Origin of the sequence: Hassallia byssoidea VB512170 (assembly GCF_000817785.2) — a bacterium.
Lineage (GTDB): Bacteria > Cyanobacteriota > Cyanobacteriia > Cyanobacteriales > Nostocaceae > Hassallia > Hassallia carrinoi.
In genome coordinates this window covers 52264-69546 of sequence record NZ_JTCM02000021.1, presented here as the reverse complement: position 1 = coordinate 69546, position 17283 = coordinate 52264, and the positions used below count along the sequence as shown (strand labels likewise).

General features: G+C 42.5%; 17 protein-coding genes. 6 read left to right on the top strand and 11 right to left on the bottom strand.

Annotated features, from left to right (window positions below):
- Positions 1-28 precede the first annotated feature (28 nt).
- Positions 29-769, top strand: coding sequence for an SDR family oxidoreductase (locus PI95_RS12325; RefSeq protein WP_039747868.1), 741 nt, complete (start codon positions 29-31; stop codon positions 767-769).
- 480 nt (positions 770-1249) lie between these two features.
- Here the strand turns inward: PI95_RS12325 and PI95_RS12320 are convergent, their stop codons facing one another.
- Positions 1250-2044, bottom strand: a complete 795-nt coding sequence (locus tag PI95_RS12320; protein ID WP_039747865.1) for an LmeA family phospholipid-binding protein — start codon at positions 2042-2044, stop codon at positions 1250-1252.
- Positions 2045-2203: 159 nt separating this feature from the next.
- Here PI95_RS12320 and PI95_RS37480 point away from each other — a divergent pair, with 159 nt between their 5' ends.
- Entirely contained in the window at positions 2204-2380 is a 177-nt protein-coding gene (locus PI95_RS37480; protein ID WP_373695704.1) for a DUF6888 family protein, read from the top strand.
- A complete protein-coding gene (locus PI95_RS12315) occupies positions 2377-2571 on the top strand; it encodes a DUF6887 family protein (RefSeq protein ID WP_039747864.1) in 195 nt (64 codons plus the stop codon). The genes PI95_RS37480 and PI95_RS12315 overlap by 4 nt, the downstream gene beginning before the upstream one ends.
- Before the next feature lie 58 nt (positions 2572-2629).
- Here the strand turns inward: PI95_RS12315 and PI95_RS12310 are convergent, their stop codons facing one another.
- The gene (locus tag PI95_RS12310; protein ID WP_039747862.1) at positions 2630-5878 is read right to left on the bottom strand and encodes an efflux RND transporter permease subunit; all 3249 of its coding nucleotides are present in this window, start codon (positions 5876-5878) and stop codon (positions 2630-2632) included.
- Between the two features lie 47 nt (positions 5879-5925).
- Positions 5926-7338 (bottom strand): efflux RND transporter periplasmic adaptor subunit, encoded by a 1413-nt coding sequence (locus PI95_RS12305; RefSeq protein WP_163518839.1) that lies wholly within the window; start codon positions 7336-7338, stop codon positions 5926-5928.
- A 504-nt stretch (positions 7339-7842) separates the two neighbouring features.
- On the opposite strand from PI95_RS12305, the gene PI95_RS12300 reads away from it, so the two are divergent.
- On the top strand, positions 7843-8379 hold the full coding sequence (locus PI95_RS12300; RefSeq protein ID WP_039747859.1) for a phycobiliprotein lyase: 537 nt from the start codon (positions 7843-7845) through the stop codon (positions 8377-8379).
- 111 nt (positions 8380-8490) lie between these two features.
- Here the strand turns inward: PI95_RS12300 and PI95_RS12295 are convergent, their stop codons facing one another.
- Together PI95_RS12295 and PI95_RS12290 are read right to left on the bottom strand one after the other, a co-directional pair.
- Positions 8491-9057: an HdeD family acid-resistance protein gene (locus PI95_RS12295; RefSeq protein ID WP_039747858.1), complete on the bottom strand. Its 567-nt coding sequence runs from the start codon at positions 9055-9057 to the stop codon at positions 8491-8493.
- Between the two features lie 202 nt (positions 9058-9259).
- The gene (locus PI95_RS12290) at positions 9260-9832 is read right to left on the bottom strand and encodes a Uma2 family endonuclease (RefSeq protein WP_039747855.1); all 573 of its coding nucleotides are present in this window, start codon (positions 9830-9832) and stop codon (positions 9260-9262) included.
- Between the two features lie 341 nt (positions 9833-10173).
- Between PI95_RS12290 and PI95_RS12285 the strand changes: the two genes are divergently transcribed.
- Complete coding sequence (locus PI95_RS12285) at positions 10174-10404, top strand: hypothetical protein (protein WP_039747854.1); 231 nt, start codon at positions 10174-10176, stop codon at positions 10402-10404.
- Positions 10405-10475: 71 nt separating this feature from the next.
- Here PI95_RS12285 and PI95_RS12280 read toward each other — a convergent pair whose 3' ends face one another.
- From PI95_RS12280 to PI95_RS12265, 4 genes are all read right to left on the bottom strand, one after another.
- Positions 10476-12185 (bottom strand): diflavin flavoprotein, encoded by a 1710-nt coding sequence (locus PI95_RS12280; protein ID WP_039747852.1) that lies wholly within the window; start codon positions 12183-12185, stop codon positions 10476-10478.
- Entirely contained in the window at positions 12125-12481 is a 357-nt protein-coding gene (locus tag PI95_RS12275) for a hypothetical protein (protein ID WP_236117042.1), read from the bottom strand. Before PI95_RS12275 ends, PI95_RS12280 begins: the two co-directional genes overlap by 61 nt.
- A 133-nt stretch (positions 12482-12614) precedes the next feature.
- The gene (locus PI95_RS12270) at positions 12615-14339 is read right to left on the bottom strand and encodes a diflavin flavoprotein (RefSeq protein ID WP_039747850.1); all 1725 of its coding nucleotides are present in this window, start codon (positions 14337-14339) and stop codon (positions 12615-12617) included.
- 92 nt (positions 14340-14431) lie between these two features.
- Complete coding sequence (locus PI95_RS12265) at positions 14432-14587, bottom strand: hypothetical protein (RefSeq protein WP_163518837.1); 156 nt, start codon at positions 14585-14587, stop codon at positions 14432-14434.
- Between the two features lie 27 nt (positions 14588-14614).
- Between PI95_RS12265 and PI95_RS12260 the strand changes: the two genes are divergently transcribed.
- Positions 14615-15379: a pantothenate kinase gene (locus tag PI95_RS12260; RefSeq protein ID WP_039747849.1), complete on the top strand. Its 765-nt coding sequence runs from the start codon at positions 14615-14617 to the stop codon at positions 15377-15379.
- A gap of 32 nt (positions 15380-15411) precedes the next feature.
- Here PI95_RS12260 and PI95_RS12255 read toward each other — a convergent pair whose 3' ends face one another.
- Both PI95_RS12255 and PI95_RS12250 read right to left on the bottom strand, forming a co-directional pair.
- On the bottom strand, positions 15412-15921 hold the full coding sequence (locus PI95_RS12255; protein ID WP_052325235.1) for a phosphate-starvation-inducible PsiE family protein: 510 nt from the start codon (positions 15919-15921) through the stop codon (positions 15412-15414).
- Positions 15922-16235: 314 nt separating this feature from the next.
- Positions 16236-17087 carry a DUF6671 family protein gene (locus tag PI95_RS12250; RefSeq protein ID WP_039747847.1) on the bottom strand — a complete coding sequence of 284 codons (852 nt, stop codon included), beginning with the start codon at positions 17085-17087 and terminating at the stop codon, positions 16236-16238.
- Positions 17088-17283: the final 196 nt, after the last annotated feature.

The window sequence follows — 17283 nt, the reverse complement described above, 5'->3', positions numbered from 1 at the left end:
AGTTGATTGAAGATTGAAGAGTAATAATATGGGATCTCTAGCTGGAAAAGTCGCGATCGTTACGGGTGCATCGCGAGGAATTGGACGAGCGATCGCACTCAAATTAGCTAACAACGGTGCGTCTGTTGTCGTTAACTATGCGGGTAATACAGAAAAAGCGCAGGAAGTTGTTACGGAAATCGAAAAGCTTCAAGTACAAGCTATCCCTGTACAAGCGGATGTTAGCAAAGTAGCTGATATTCACAAGCTTTTTGACCAAACAATTGAAAAATTTGGTAAAGTCGATATTTTGGTGAACAATGCCGGCATCACCTTTTATAAATTAACCACCGAAGTTACAGAAGAAGACTTCGACAAGATTTTTGGCATTAATGTTAAAGGCACGTATTTTGCTTGCCAACAAGCTGCACAACGCATGGCTGACGGAGGAAGGATTATCAACTTTTCCTCATCCACGACAGCGATGATCATGCCTAAATATGGTGCTTATGTAGCTACCAAAGGTGCTGTGGAACAAATGACGCGGGTACTAGCCAAAGAGTTAGGTGAAAAGGATATCACAGTAAATGTGATTTCTCCAGGTCCCACCGATACAGAACTTTTCAGACAAGGTAAAACAGAAGAACAAATTAACCATTTAGGGCAAATGGCAGCATTAGGACGGTTGGGACAAGTGCAAGATATTGCAGATGTGGTAGCATTTCTTGCTAGCGATGAAGCAAGGTGGATAACAGGGCAAAATATTCGTGTCAATGGTGGGATAGCTTGAGGTAAGTTTTAAGCAACAGCCACGTATAAATCAGCTTGTGCTTCTTGCGAGAACTATGGCTAAAGTCGAATTTAATTAGCAAAATGGCATTTGACTTACTCAAAATGAACTTTTGCTTTCTCATTTTGGTGTTTTCCGCAAGCAAAATGGCATTTGACTTACTCAAAATGAGCTTTTGCTTTCTCATTTTGGTGTTTTCCGCAAGCAAAATGGCATTTGACTTACTCATTTCAGTGTTTTCCGCAAGTAAAACGCGCTGGCTCAAATTTCGCGTCTCTACAATTAGGACTCATATTTGATTTTTGAAATATAGCGGTTCTCGTTTACGTGAGGTACACCCGTAGGGGCACGGCACTGCCGTGCCCCTACACAGATGCGATATGATGTTGTACCGTATCTGAATGGGAACCGCTATATACATAAAAGCCGCCTAGAATCATCTAGACGGCGTTTAATTGAGTCTCAAATTGGAAATGGCTATTAACCAGTACGTGGAATGCGCTCAATCTCAGCATAACCACTAAAAATCAACTGTTTTCCTTCAGTTTCTAAACGGTTAAGCCGCATTTTTACTCCATCCAAGTCAAAGCGATCTAAATCGACCATATTATCCAAAATATCTGCTAGTGCTACGCTCAAGGTTTTAGATATTTCCTTTTGCGCTTCTGGTATCGAATCAAGTTCAATTTGCGGATCTTTAAAAGAAACACGCCGACGCCTTTCAATGGCTATAGTTACAGTCATATCCAAAGGTACAAGTTCGCGATCGCCTAAATCTGCCTTTGCGAAAATCCGCAGGCGATTTTCTGGCAATAATTCTACCTGGATTTCTGGAAAAGATACTGGATTACCGCCAGATAATTGAGTTAAGGCTGGTACGGTGAGGTTTAACAGACGTTTTTTAACCAGTTCCGCTTTAAAAGAGTAGTTGATGCCTTCTTCTGATAAAATGACTTTAGCGATCGCTTGAGTCGGTTGTTTGAGAGTTAGTTTACCAGCCAAAACCGAGCTAAAATCAATCGATACAGCATCGGTTTCTACAAAAATTTCGTCTGCGGGGAAATCTTTGCGAATCACCACGCCAGTTGCGTTCATTTTAAAGCTATCAATGCTGCCTTGCAACAGTTTGCTGGAGGGATAGCAGCGCACAAAGACTTCTACTGATTCGCTTTTGGTAAACAGATGGCGAATCGTTTGGCTAGCTACAGTATTGAGCATCCGCTCTCCCCAATCTGTGCCTTTGGGATCTTTTAAACCAGTAATTCCGCCGAACATGTGGTTTTGCGTCTCTAGAAGTTATTTGTCTTTTTGTAACAAATTGTTAAGATTATTGCAACTATCACTTTATAGATTGTGCTGATGATGACGTAGGGGATCGCTAATAATGCAGAATATTTGATAGGACTTACGCTTTTACAGCAAAATAAATAACAGATGAACCCAACGGCAGAACAGTTAAGAGCGTTCTACAGTAGATGTGTAAGAGCAAGCAACCTGCTTCAATCAATTGAACTGGTCAGATACGACAGTCGCAGTCAAAGAATAGTGATGTTGATTGGAAAGACAATACAAATAGAAGTACTTCCGAACGGTGAGGTGATAATCGGATGACTCAACCAAATTATGAACTACTCACAGAAGCAGAGTTAAGAGAGTATGTAAGGTTTAATCCCCAAGATGAGGACGCTTTTCAGCACTACTTGACCATAGTCCGCGCCAAACCAGGACGTGTGGTTACTCGGACAGAGGAGGAATTTGACGCTGAATTGCGTAAGCGGATAGCTCAAGAAGCTACTCAGTAAGGTTACAATTCAAAGGGTTTCTGTTTGAGAAAAATCTCAAGCGATCGCGCTTCTTTCATCACTTCCACCTTTTGAAATTTTTCCCTAAATAACGCAACCGCATTAAGACAGGCTTTGCCCACTTCCCAGGTTGAAATTCATGCAGGAGAATGTACAAACAGGGGATGATAAATAAAGTCATCAAAGTAGCGATCGCCATTCCAAAGAAAACGACAATCCCCAACGGTTGCAAAAACTCTGAACCTTCACCAATACCCAAGGCTAAGGGAAACAGTCCTAAAATGGTGGTGACTGTAGTCATCATAATCGGGCGCAAGCGTTGCGGAGCGGCTTTGAGAATAGCGATTTCACGAGTACAATTTTCTTCTTCGCGAATTTGGTTCGCTGATTCCACCATCAAGATACCCGCATTTACCACAATTCCCACTAGCAAGACTACACCAACGATTACCGTTGCACCAATCGCAGTTTTAGTAATGTAAAGTCCAAAAATGCCGCCGGCTAACGCTAGCGGAACAGTAAACATGATTACTAACGGATCGAGCAGCGAATTGTATTGTACAGCCATAACGACGAAGATGAGGAAAACTGCTAAAGCTCCTAAAGTTTTCAAAGCATCTTGAAGTTCCTGATTAGTTTCTTGAGCGGAACTAGGTACAATCGAAACACCATCCGGTAATTTTATACTTTTGAGTACTTGATTTACTTCGGAGAGTGCTTCACCAAGACTAGCTTCCTCGCTCAAGTTGCCTGCAATAATAAAAGCTTGACGTTGGTTAATTCGCTGCACTTCACCAGGTGCTTGACCTTCTTCGATTCGGGCTACATCCAAAAGGCGAATTTGTTTGTTATTTTCTGTAAATAGCGGTAATCCTTCTAGCTGAGAGGGACGCTGAATCGCTTCTTGATTTAGTTGCACCCGCACATCAACCAAACGGTTGCCGCGTTGAATTTGCGTGGGAACTGAACCTTCAATTGCTGTCTGAATGGTTGTACCAATTTGTTGTGCCGTCAATCCTAGGTTCGCAACTCGTTCCCAGTCGGGACGAATTTGTATTTCTGGTTGCCGGGGATCGGCATCTGGTCGGAATTTAGCTGATGTTGCTTTTTCTTCTAAAGCTTGCAGGATTTCAGCGCCGGCTTGTCGTAATTTTTCTTCATCTTCACCTTGGAGGATAACATCAATTTCCGATCCTTGCGCTGGGGTATTACTCAAGATTAAACCCCGCACTTGACCGGGACTCAAACGCAGCAGAATTCCTGCCAAGTTGAGTTTGTTTAATTGCTGAGTTACTTTTTTAACGTACTTTTCTACATCTGTGCCTTCTTTAAGATTAATCGTACTGTTTGCCCGTAAAGGATTTTCGGTAGTATTATTCCCAAATAAAGAACCGCCTACTGTAGTGAAAGCATACTCAGTTTCTGGTTGTTTCATCAAAATGTCATCGACTACTTTCATCACTTTTTGAGAAGTTTCCAAAGGTGTACCCGGTGGAAACTGCGCTCTCAAGTTGGCTTGTCCGGTATTAATTCGGGGTAAAATTTCTTGAGGAATTTGACCAACCATAAAAAAGCTGCCACCACCGAGAATCAGCAAAGCAGCAGTGACTACAACTAAGCGAAAGCGTAAAATCTTTCTTAAGAAGCTGCCGTACAAGCGCGTAGCATCTTCAAAACGGCGATTAAACTGTTTAAGCAGCCAAAATTTACTTATACCACTAGACCAGCGAATTGCCAGCAGTCGAGAAGTTAGCATTGGGACGACTGTAACAGCAACGACTAGGGAAGCAGCTACGGCAAAGGCAATTGTCAGAATCAGTTCATTAAATAGGAGTGAGATAAAGCCACCAATTAAAAGAAATGGCACGACAGAAACCAAGTTAGCGGCAGTAGCAGCAACTAAAGCCGATTCTACTTCTTGGGAAGAAGCGATCGCATTTTCAATAAAGAATTTTGAATTCTCCTTGTCCCCAAGTCTCCTTGTCTCCTTATCTCCCTCTCTCTGAAGAGGAGTTTTGCCGGCTTTTTCGGAAATATTTTCTAAAATGACAACCGATGTATCAATTGCTTGACCAATTCCTAAAGTTAGACCTGCTAAACTAAATACATTTAAACTTAAGCCAAAGAATTTCATCATGGCGATCGCTGCCAAACTACACAGCGGAATTGCCAGACTAATAATAAATGTTTGCCGTAATGACCCCAAAAATAATAGCACTGCTGCTGCTGCCAACAATGCTCCAGAAATCGCATTAAAAATTACATCATTTAAAGAATTGCGGATGAAGCGAGATTCATCTGTGGTGGCAGTCAAAACCATATCCGCTGGAATTAAACCGGATTGTCGCAGTTGTTCAATCCGCTGCTTCACGCCATCTACAACCGTAATTGTGTTAGCATCAGGCTGCTTTTGCACGGACAATTTCACCGCTGGCTGACGGTTAAGGTACACAGATACTCGTTGGTCTTCTGTGCCGTCAATTACCTCGGCAAAGTCTCGCAGGTAAACGCGACGGGGGGGAGTGGTAGAAGTGGGGGAAGAGACTTCAATCGAGAGGTTTTCTATCTCCTTAGCATCTTTGAATCTGCCGACAGTGCGCGTTAATGGCTCGGAATTCTGCCCCAAAATCCGACCGCCAGAAGTATCTTGGTTACGCTCTGTTAGTTCATTTAGTACATCGGTTAAGCCAATATTTAATGCTTGCAGACGGTTTAAGTCAACCAGCACCCGCACTTCTTCTTCTGCCGCACCAGATACATCAACTGCGGCGACTCCTGGTATAACGCTGAGTTCCCGCGATAATTCTTCATCGGCAAACACGCGTAAATCTTTACCTTGAAGTGAGGTAGATGTCAGTGCTAATTCGTAAATTGGTAGTTGTGAGGGATCGACTTTAAATAAGCGTGGCTCTTCGATGGTTTCTGGTAACTGTCCTCTGCCTCGGTTAAAAGCTGCGGTAGCATCGTTGAGAGCCTGGTCAATATCGCCTCCGGGTTCAAAGAATAAATCGAGGCTTACCTGTCCTTCACGAGTGCGGGAAAAAACTTGTACTACATTCTCGGTTGCGGATAAAGCTTCTTCTAGGGGTCTGGTGATTTCATCTACTGCTACTTCTGGGGAAATACCGGGTGCTTCTAGCCGCACACCAATTCGCGGGTAGGTGATTGCAGGCAGAAGATCGACTTGGATAGTTGTCAGAAAATATATCCCCATGACAATCACCGCCACGGTGAGCATGAGTGTACCGATATGTTGGCGGATAGCGATCGCGCTAATACTTAATCCGCTTACTTTAGCTTGCTGCATCTGTGTCGCTCTGCTTTAATTCAAAATTCAGAATTTAAAACTTAAAGTTAATTGTTCTTAGGGGCAGATTCTGGTTTTTCAGAAATAACTGAAATTCGCACATCTTGCCCATCTTTTAACGGATTACCACTCCGCACCACATAAGATTCTCCCGGTTTTAAGCCGGATAAAATTTCTACTTTGCTGTCAGCTCTTTCTCCTAGTGTCACGCTTCTAGCTGTTACTTTTGGTTTACCGTCTGTGTTATTTATGACAAAGACTGTACCGTTGCGATTTTGGTTTGGGGTTTCTCTGTTGGTGGGAGAGGGCGGGGAAACCCCGCCGCTACGTTGTGTTTGTGCGTTTTGTTGCGCCTGAATTGCTGTTTGGGGTATGACTACTCGCTGTTGTGCGGGGGGAAATTTCACCCGCGCTAGCAATCCGCTGCCAATTTTGCCGTCAGTGTTGGGAATTTCCACCTCAACTGGTACTAAGCGAGCTGTTACATCTGCCGCTGGGGAAATGCGTATTACTTTACCGGTGTATTTTTTGTTTGGAAAGGCGTCCAAGCTGACTTCTACAGATTGTCCAAGTTGAATTTTTGCCAGTTCTTTTTCAGAAACTTGCTTAACGAGAACTTTCGCACGGCTAAAGTCACCTATTTTCAAGATTTCGTTTCCAGGTTGAACAAGATTGCCCGGTTCGGTGACTTTTTCTGTGATTACGCCGGCAATGGGAGCTATCAGTTTTGCATAAGAACGGCGCTCTTTGGCTTCGGCAACTAATGCTTGTTGAGCGACTACTCTACCTTGGGCAGCGGCTACGGCTTGTTGTTCTGTCCGCACTTGCTCGGTAGCTGCACGCAGAGCTTGTGTAGCAGTTCGCGCTTCTGTTTGTGATTGTTCGGCGGCTTGTAAAGCGATCGCTCCTTCTTTTAATAGCTTCTGTTGCCGTTGTGAGTCTGCTTGAGCTTGTACTACTACTAGCCGCAGTCGTTCTACTTCTGCACGCGCATTACCTACCTGAGTTCTCGCTCTTGCTACTTCTGATTGGCGAGCTGCTAATTCTGCTTCTGCTTGCTTTAATGCTGTTAATAATAAGGCATCATCTAATTGTCCGATGACTTGCCCGTTTTTGACGGCATTGCCTATATCTACATTTAATGCTAAAAGCCGTCCTTCAACTTGCGATCGCAGCGAGACAACCCGAAATGCATAGGTATCGCCTGTATACTCTGATTGTGGTCGCAGCAATTCTGTGCGAGCGATCGCTACATCTACTGCCGTTGCATTATTACCCTGTTCCTTACCACTACCACGCTGAGATTGTGCGTCAGCCGACTCCTTGGGAAGTGAACCGCAACTCATCGTTAACAGTCCTACTCCTAACACACAGGCAATTAATTTGATAGAGGATACGGGTGAATCGGGAGAAAGAGTTATCTGTTTACCTCCTTGTCTCCTTGTATACTTATGCGACATATTTCTGTCCAAAATCACTTTTTTTGCTATGTAGGGGCGGTTTTAAGCTTAGACAGCCGTTTATTACCAAGTAATCTTGATATATATCACTTCTAAAAAAAGGCAAGAAAGCATAAGTCTGCTATCGTACCTCATTTTGTAGGAGAAATCACTGTTTTTGGCAAAACAATGTCTCCAATAATACATATTTTTAGGGAAACTAGAAAAAATAGATTCTAGATGAATTTATGCATTTACTGGCTAATTATAAAGATTTTTTAACTAAGCTTTACTCTGCCCCTAGTTAGAAAACTCTAACTACTGATTCGTGACTTTTTTCACTTCTATCTTTTGGCTTAAACTACTAGAAAATTTTTATTTCTCGCATTGTAGCGAAACTATCAGTAATTATAGGAAAATAACGTTTATATTAAGAAAGATAAACAAATTAGATATTTAGGACAGACATAATGTAGTTGTCTGGACACCTGATTGTATATTGACATTGCGTGAGGAAGGCAACCTGTGACATCACCGCTATATTTTGCACAAACTGCTGAAGAATCCCAGATTACAGAGTTTTTTACCGAATCGGTGGGACAGTGGCGTTCAGAACGGCGCTATTATACTCTCCCAGAGGGAGAAACAAAGGAGATGGTGAGTATAATTACCATCCGTTTTTTAGAGCCGGGATGTGATGAGTTGCTTCATCTGGCGAGGATGCATAATTTGCCAGATATCGCAAGTTTAATTTGCGGTACTCACGTAAGTTGGGATACAAATTCAGTGACGGGAAAAAAGGAATCTAAAGGTTCAACGTTGTTTGGTGCTTTAGGAAGCACTTTATATCGCGATCGCGGTTTTGCCACATCCAAACCAGTTACCGCACAATATTATTTTCCCAACCCGAAAACTTTATGTTTGCGAACCGAGTACAATAATTCAGTATTCGAGGAAGAATTAAAGCTAATTGGCGAAAAATACCGCACACGTCAATCAATTATCTCTCGTGCAGGTGAACAATTGATGATTGGGCAGTATTTAGAAAAAAGAATTGATTAACGTAGTGACGACTTCAGTCGTCATCTTCTAGAGACGTTCGGTCTGGAACGTCTCTACTCGTGGTATGTTTAGTCTCTGACATAAGCGATCTCATCGCTTACTACGAAAAAATTAAGCGCTTGTAGCTTCAGATTGATTTAGTGCCGAACGCGCATTCAACGACAATCCGACGCGGGAAACACCGGTGAAGAGAATGCTGACACCGACAAGTGTACCGATGAGCCAAGGTGCATTAAAGGGAAACTGAAACCAAATCATTGCGCCTAATATCAAAGTGATGATACCATCACCAAGTACCCAAGTCCAGTTTTGTTGCGGACGCAAGCGGAATGCAAGGATTAGCTCGAATACACCTTCAGTTAACAAAAAGCTACCTAACAACAGAGTTAGTGTGAGAATACCATTGAGGGGGTAAACAAACAACATTATACCTGTTGCAATGTAAAGTCCGCTCAATAAAAGCTTCCAAACAAAGCCTCCCTGAGCGCGAGTTTCAGTAGCGTAGACTAGTTTGGCAAATCCTGAAGAGATGAGAATCAAGGCAAACCAAGTCTCAGCGAAAATCGTTGAGACAGAAGGTAAAGCGATCGCCACAATTCCTAAAACAATTAAAAGAACACCAATTACTAGCGATCTATTGATATCCTTTTTAACATCACCGGAAACGTTAGTTGTCATACAATTTTTTTCCCTTTGCTTTGTGTTGATACAATTAGGCTAGGGAATTTTTACATAACTTACGACAACCCTAAGATATACGTCATTTAGTTTAGATGTAGTAAACATTAAATTGATGTAGGGTGCGTTACTACGTTAACGCACCCTACTAGGGACTACTAAGATATACGTCATTTAGTTTAGATGAAGCGTAAGCGCTGACTCAGGGCAATTCTACTTGTAATTCAAAACCGGGCAAAACCTCTTCACCCGAAAGTACCGCTGGAAGTTGAACTATTTCTACAGGCTGATTTTGTCGATAAATCTCCACTTGTTCCGATTGAAAATTAATCAACCAACCTAAGCGCAAGCCATTTTCCAGGTATTCTTGCATTTTATCTTGCAGACGTTGGAGGCGGTCAGTTTCCGAACGCAGTTCTATGATAAAATCTGGTGTAATTGGGGGGAATTTTTTGCGTTCCTCTGAAGTCAGTGCTGACCATCGTTCTAATTTTATCCAAGCGGCATCAGGCGATCGCTTTGCCCCATTCGGAAGTCTGAAGACAGTCGAGGAACTAAAAACTTTTCCCAATTTCGTTTGACGGTTCCAGATTCCTAAGTCTGTAATGAAGTCCGCTTCTTTATTTCCGCTTTCTCCTCCGACTGGTGGCACAATAATTAATTCTCCTTTTGCATTCAATTCCAGGTTTAACTCTTGGTTTGCGGTGCAAAGTTGATAAAATTGCTCATCATTTAGGTGAACAATTGGTTCTAGATTTAACACAACTGTATTCATCGAACTACCTCTTGATTAAAATCTAAGACTACGAAAGTGCAGTATGCTTGCACATAAGGATTCTACAAATTATTTTCATTAAATGGAGAATACAACGGCGTATCGAACCAGCAAGAGAGCAACTTCACCACAATCAATAAATTTGTAATTAAAGGTGCATCTAATTAGATTAATACCTAATTAGTTATATGAAGATAAAAACTGTATTTTTCACGATATTACTACTATTTTTGATCGGGTCGGGGTTATCTTGTATATCTCTATACTACCAACAGCCTCCGGGATGTGAAAAATTGTGCTACCCCGGTCCACCAAGCAAACCTTGCTTACCTGGTGAATGTATGGCTGAAGTAAATTTAGTAGCTGGATTTCCATTACCTTTTATACACGATGGTGGTCTGAATGAATCACCTACTAGTAGCTGGGGAAATATTGATGTAAATGACATTTCCAGGCTAAATGTAGGAGCATTTTTCTTAAATACCTTGTTTTACGGTGGTATTACAGGAATTATAGGGGGTACGATTTTAAGTATTTTCCGTGTCATTAACCGTTTGAGAAGAAGATACTAACGGCTTTCAACAAATGAAAAACCAGGCGGTAATCAGCCAAACCGTCTGGTACATTACATGAGGGCAGTTGCTTAATAATGACTTCCCGATTTGCGATGATGGACAGCGGTTACAGCATCTTGATTTAGGACTTTGCCGTTATCCACACTTGCATAAACTAACCAGTGATCGCCTGCTTCCATCCGGGTTTCCACGGAGCATTCAAGGTATGATAAAGCACCTGAAAGTATAGGACAACCGTTGCTGGCTTCTTGAGTTTCTATACCGGCAAATCGGTCTTGTCCTGGGGTGAAGGATTTCATAAAGTGCTTTCGCAGTTCTTTGCCTTCAGCTAAAATGTTAACAACAAATTGGTTGCCTGAATGCGTTAGCGGTTCCATTGCGCGGTCTTTGGCTACGGCAATTGTTAAACCTGGGGGATTAAAGCTTGCTTGAGATACCCAAGATGCTAGCATTCCACTAGATACATCACCTTGCTTTGCTGTCACCACGCACAAAGAACCGACAATTCGACCAACCGCTTGTTCAACGTTGCTGGCAGCTTGAGTGCGGGGTGCGCGAACTTTTGTTGCTCTTTTTAGCGCTTGGGCAAAGTCGGTTCCCGCTTCTTCGCAGGTTTGCAAGGTAACTTCGTTGGGTTTGAATTTGACGCGGATGGTGTCAAATCCAAAGCGATAACCCGCGTCTTTTAATTTGCTTTCGATTAAATCAACTGCTTCACCACTCCAACCAAAGGAACCGAAGACACCGGCGAGTTTGTTGTTAGCAGCGGTGGAAAGAACTATCCCTAAAGCTGTTTGTACGGGTGTTGGTGCATGTCCACCAAGGGTAGGAGAACCCATTATAAAGCCTGCTGATTTTTCTACAGCGGTACGAATTTCTTCGGGGTCAGCAAATTCGCAGTTAATTGATTCTACATTGACACCGGCTTTGGTGATGCCGCGAGCGATCGCAGAAGCCAAAGTTGCTGTATTTCCATACGCAGAAGCATAAATCAACGCAACTGTTGTATCCGCAGATGTTTGTTGCTGACTCCATTCTCGATAAGCGTGTGTTAATTCAAGTAAACCGTAACGCACCAAAGGTCCGTGTCCGGTAGCATACAATCTCACGGGTAAGTCGGAAAGTTTATCCAGCGCTGTTTCCACTTGACGCGCATGGGGAGCCATGAGACAATCGAAATAGTAGCGTCTGTCTTCGTTAAACGATTCCCAGCCTTCATCAAAAACTTGATCGCCGCAGATATGCGCTCCAAATAGCTTATCTGAGTAGAGAATTTCCGTTTGCGGATCGTAGGTGCAAAGTTGATCTGGGTAGCGCGGGTTGGGGGTAGGAATAAATTCTAGGTGATGACCTTTGCCTAAATCGAGAGTTTCTTCGCCGCGTTTGACGAGAATTGGCAAATCTTGATTTTCCAGCGCTTTACGCAGATTTATCGCTCCTGGATTTGAACAAACAAAAGTTATCTGCGGTGCAAGTTCTAATAAAGCTTTGATAGTTGCAGCGCGGTTGGGATTGACGTGACCGAGAATCACATAATCAATATCTTTAACATTAAACCGCTGTTGCAACGCTTGCAGGTAAATTTCTGTAAACGTTTCTCCCGGAGGATCGATAAGGGCAATTTTATCACCTTGAATCAAATAAGAGTTAGCAGTTGTACCTTTGGCAAGCGCGTATTCAATTTCAAATCTTAACCTTGTCCAACTGCGCGATCGCATTACTGTTGTATCTGTACCAATCGGTAGAACCTGAACGTCACGGGGTTTATTTGTTTGCATAGCTTTGTGGGGAATGGGGAGTGGGGAATGGGGAGTGGGGAGTGGGGAATGGGGAATGGGGAGTGGGGAATGGGGAGTGGGGAATGGGGAGTGGGGAATGGGGAGTGGGGAGTGGGGAATGGGGAGTGGGGAATGGGGAATGGGGAGTGGGGAATGGGGAATGGGGAGTGGGGAATGGGGAGTGGGGAGTGGGGAATGGGGAATGGGTAATTGCTACTCTCCTCCCTTGTCCCCCTTGTCCCCCAAGTCCAGTGCCAGTCGCTACAACTCTGGGAACCTCCCAACGGGAGAGCCACTACGAATAGACGGTACAGGCAACCGCGCCCGTGGACTCACCGCAACGCGCTGGCTCCCCTTGTCCCCCTTGTCCCCCACTCCCTACTCCCCCCACTTCCCCCACTCCCTACTCCCCACTCCCCATTCCCTTCTTTAATAGTGGTTTCCAACTTTTCTATGATGTACTGCTGTCAACGAATCTGGTTTGCTGACGCGACCGGCATCAACGGTACAGTAAACTATCCAATGGTCGTTGACTTCCATCCGACTATTGACTTCGCACTCAATGTATGCTAAAGCATCAGTTAAAATTGGGGAACCGTTACCAGCTGGCTGAGTTTTAACACCTTCAAAACGATCCGCACCTGGGGCAAACCGTTTCAAAAAGTGCTTCATCAGCGGTTGATAATTGCCTTCTTCTAAGACGTTGAGAACAAAGCGATCGCCTACTTGCATGAGTGATTCTATCGCTCTATCTTTGGCGACGGCAATGCTTAATCCTAATGGTTTGAAGCTGGCTTGACTTACCCAAGAGGCAAGCATGGCGCTTTTGACATCGCCTTTTTTTGCCGTTATGATGTATAATCCTCCGGTGATTCTGCCTAGTGCTTTATCTAAGTCAGCAGCGAGGGATTTCATCGCTTTCATGCTGCGATCGCGTGTCACCCATTGTCCTAAGTCTGTTCCTGCTTCTTCACACAGCTTGTATTTATTTTCGTTGGGTGCTTCTCTGATTTCAATCACCGGAAATGATACATGCAAACCCAAAGCGCGGAATTTGTTCAACAGAGGATAAGTTGGTTCATCATCACCACCCCCAGTTTCAAAGATGCCTACAGCTTGTTTTTCTTTGGCAGATCCTAAAACTGTGCTGAGTGCAGCTTGGATAATAGAATTACTCGAAGCTGCGGACATTCCCAAGACAATTCCACTACAACGGCTGACAAGTTCGCGTAATTCTTGTAAGTCTGTTGCCGATCGCAAGTCTACCATTTCTACAGCAACGCCGGTTTTGGTGATACCTGTGGCAATTGCTTGGGCAAGGCGATCGCTATATCCGTAATCGGAAACGTAAAATACGGCAACGGTAGTTTCTGCTTTTGTTTGGGTTTTGCTCCAATTGCGATAACGCTGAGTTAATTCTTCAACGTTGTGGTATAGTAGGGGTCCGTGACCGGTGGCGATCGTGCCGATTTTTGGCAGTTCGTCCATGCGCTTGAGGGCAGAAAGTACTGACCGCGCATTCGGTCCCATCAAACAGTCGTAGTAATATTGATAATCTGCTTCAATCGCTGCCAAATCATCATCAAAGGTGCTATCTGTGCAATAATGTAAGCCGAAAGCATCGCAAGTAAAGAGAATTTGGGTTTTGTGGTCGAAGCTGAACATGGTATCGGGCCAGTGTAAGTTTGGTGCAATCACGAATTCAAGTTCGTGTCCGTTGCCCAAATCTAGGCGATCGCCATTTTTCACAATCCGTCGTTTAAATGGACCGTGTACCATATCCTCTAGAAACTGAATTGCTACTTTAGAACCGACAACGGTGATTTCTGGGGCGATTTGTAACAAATCTTTAACTAAGCCGCTGTGGTCTGGCTCGGTATGACTGATAATTAGATAATTAATTTCAGTTGGGTTAATCAGTCCGGTGAGGGTATCGAAGAACAACTGACGAAACTTTTCATGAGAGGTATCAACTAAAGCCGTTTGTTCACCACGGATGAGAAACGAGTTGTAGGTAGTACCGTTTTGCAAACCAAACTCAATATCAAAGCGATCGCGATCCCAATCCAAAGACCGAATTGCTGTAGTTTGGTCAGCAATATCGGCAGTCTGCATAGTCAGTTTTTTTTCAGTTCTTTCGGTGAGTGCTACCATGACTCCCCTCCTTACGCAAATGAGTATTTTCCCTCTAGTTTTATTGTGACACGAGTTAATTGTTAATTTTTTTTAAAAAATCTATGGTTGACTTAAGAAAAATAAAAGTGTAAATCAAAACTGGGGAATGGGGAGTGGGGAATGGGGAATGGGGAATGGGGAATGGGTAATGTGTAATGGGGACGCTTAAAAAGAATTATTACCAATGCCCATTGCCCAATGCCCAATGACCAATTACCAATGCCCAATTACCAATTACCAATGCCCAATGCCCAATGTCAGAAAATCTTTGGCTAGCTTTAGAAATTGGCAATTCTCGCTTACATTGGGCATTATTTGCAGGTGAGAAACTTTGCCAAGTTTGGGATAGTGTCTATCTTCGTGCAGAAACCGTAGAACAATTAGCCCAAAAAGCAACCTTAGGTAATTTACTGTCTGTAATTTCTCCCCCCTCCCCCTCTCCCCCCCTCCTCCTCTCGTCCGTTGTTCCCAGTCAAACGCAGATTTGGCAAAGTTACCCTAATGTTCGCGTTATTACTTTAGACCAAGTACCGCTCAAGGGTATGTATCCGACATTAGGAATTGACCGTGCCTTGAGTTTATATGGTGCTGGAAGGACTTTAGGGTTTCCGATGCTGGTGATTGATGCGGGGACAGCACTGACATTTACAGGTGCTGATAGTCACCAAAGTTTAGTTGGTGGCGCAATTTTACCGGGATTGAATTTGCAGTTTGCGAGTCTTGCTCAAAAAACCGGACAATTACCACTTGTAGAGTTACCGCAAGAACTACCTCGGAGGTATGCTCTAAATACACAAGAGGCGATCGCTAGTGGGATAATTTATACGTTAGTAGCTGGAATCAAAGACTTTGTTGAAGCGTGGTGGTGCGATTTTCCCGAAAGTAAGGTTGCGATTAAAGGAGGCTCAAGCACGTTAATAGTAAATTATATGCGATCGCAGTATCCGGAAATTGCAGCGCGGTTGATTGTGGAACCGAATTTGATATTTTGGGGAATGCGATCGCTATTTTTTTTGTAGAGACATTTTGGTGAAACGTCTCTCCAATGTCTTCAACTTTTAGAAACAATCTCACTATCTATATGATAATTATTTTCATGAAATTGAAATGGCTTATCTGTTGAAAGTAGCTGATTTCTCTGAGATAATAGCTTTTCTGGGTCAATACCGCTGAAAGTTGGTGGTAGCCAAACTCGAACTACTAGCAGAGCTCCCATAACTAATAAAAAGACACATGCTGCTAAAATCTGAGTCCAATGTGTTTCTAGAACTCCTCGCACAATTACTTCTCGCAGCACCGAAACAATCGACACTTCCACCGCTACACCAATAGACACTCGTTGTTCTTGTAAGTAAATAATTAGCAATCGAAATAACTCGACCAAAATCAACAGAAAGAGAATATCTGAAGTGAAAACCTTAAAGTTTAAGGGAGGTAGCAATGAGTAAAACATTGCTCGCAGTTGAATTACCATAAAGCCAAATAAACCAAGACACAGAGAAACCACTATTAAATCTTGGATGGTTTCAAGACCCCGAACAATCTGACTGCGATTTAGCATTTTTGTTTTCCTTTTATAAACTTTTATACAACTTTATTACCCAAATACACGTATATAAACCAAGGGCTGAATTTAGTAAGGGTTTCAGCCCTTAAAACTGAAGATATGAGCGGTAAACCGCTCACTACAGTTAGTTATTAACTATGTTTGGTATTTATTGCATCTTTAAAAAAATATATAGATAAATTCCCAAAATAACAAGCCAATTAAAATATAAGTTTCTTTTATTAAATATAGAGACAGCTTAACTGTGAGAGAAAGTCACAGAATTTAGCTTAATTCCAACTAAATCAAGGATTTAACACTCTTTAGCATCAAGGATTACAATACATACACTGTCCGGGATCGGCATATTGACCATCAGGAAATAATTCTTCTTGACTAAAACCGCATTTTTTGCATTGATATTTGACAGCGCGAGTTAGCAAAGTAGGTGTATAACAACTTGCACAGGGTAATCCCTTAATTCGTTGAGTTATTTCAAAACCGGGTATACCACAACTGGGGCAAAAATTGTTAATCTTTTTTAATAAATTACGAGTGGCTTTTTCTATATTCTTCATTCGTGTGGGGTTATACATCGCTCGCATATCAGTTTCTATGTGTACCTTTCCAGTGGATGAATTTTTTAAGGCATAATTAACAGCTTCTTCAAGTTGTTCATTTGTAGTAATACCCTTGAATATTTCATGGCTATCTTTGGGTGAAGCAAGAACAATTAAACCATGTTCGGGAAAGCCAACTTTAAAAGCAAAGTTATATGCTTCTTGAAGATTTTGAACAAGCTGATAATTATGATTAGTGTCAAGAGAGAATTCTTCTCCAATAATTTCTAGTTCGTTTTCTTTATCTATAAAAATAACAATTTCTCTATTACTAGAAATATAAGGTAAACTAGGATGAGGACAAAAAGTACCTTCGCTAGCGATCGCTAAACTTTCACCTGTAATAGCAAGTGCTTTTTCCGCTTTTAATCTTGCAGCTTCAATTTGTGTCCCAGAACGTTCAATTTCTCTAGTAAATGTACCGAAAACGTCAGTATTTAAATTCGTCGGAACTATAACTTTAATTCCTAATTGTTCTATAAGTGGCGCAATGACTATCTCTTTTTGATGCATAGTAGCCAATATTGCGACTCGATTACTAAACAATTGCTGATTTTTCATTATCATCTAATTTGAATTCTTTGACTAGTTCAAGGGTACGTACCAACGATTGTACTGCCTTGACCCGCAGTGTCTGCACTTTCTCTTCTACTGTCACCTCAATCACTTCTGGTTTGCGATCGCGCGGGAATGACGCTAATAAGTTAACTCCTGATTTTTGATAAATTCTCGAATATCGAAGAGCGACAATACCAGC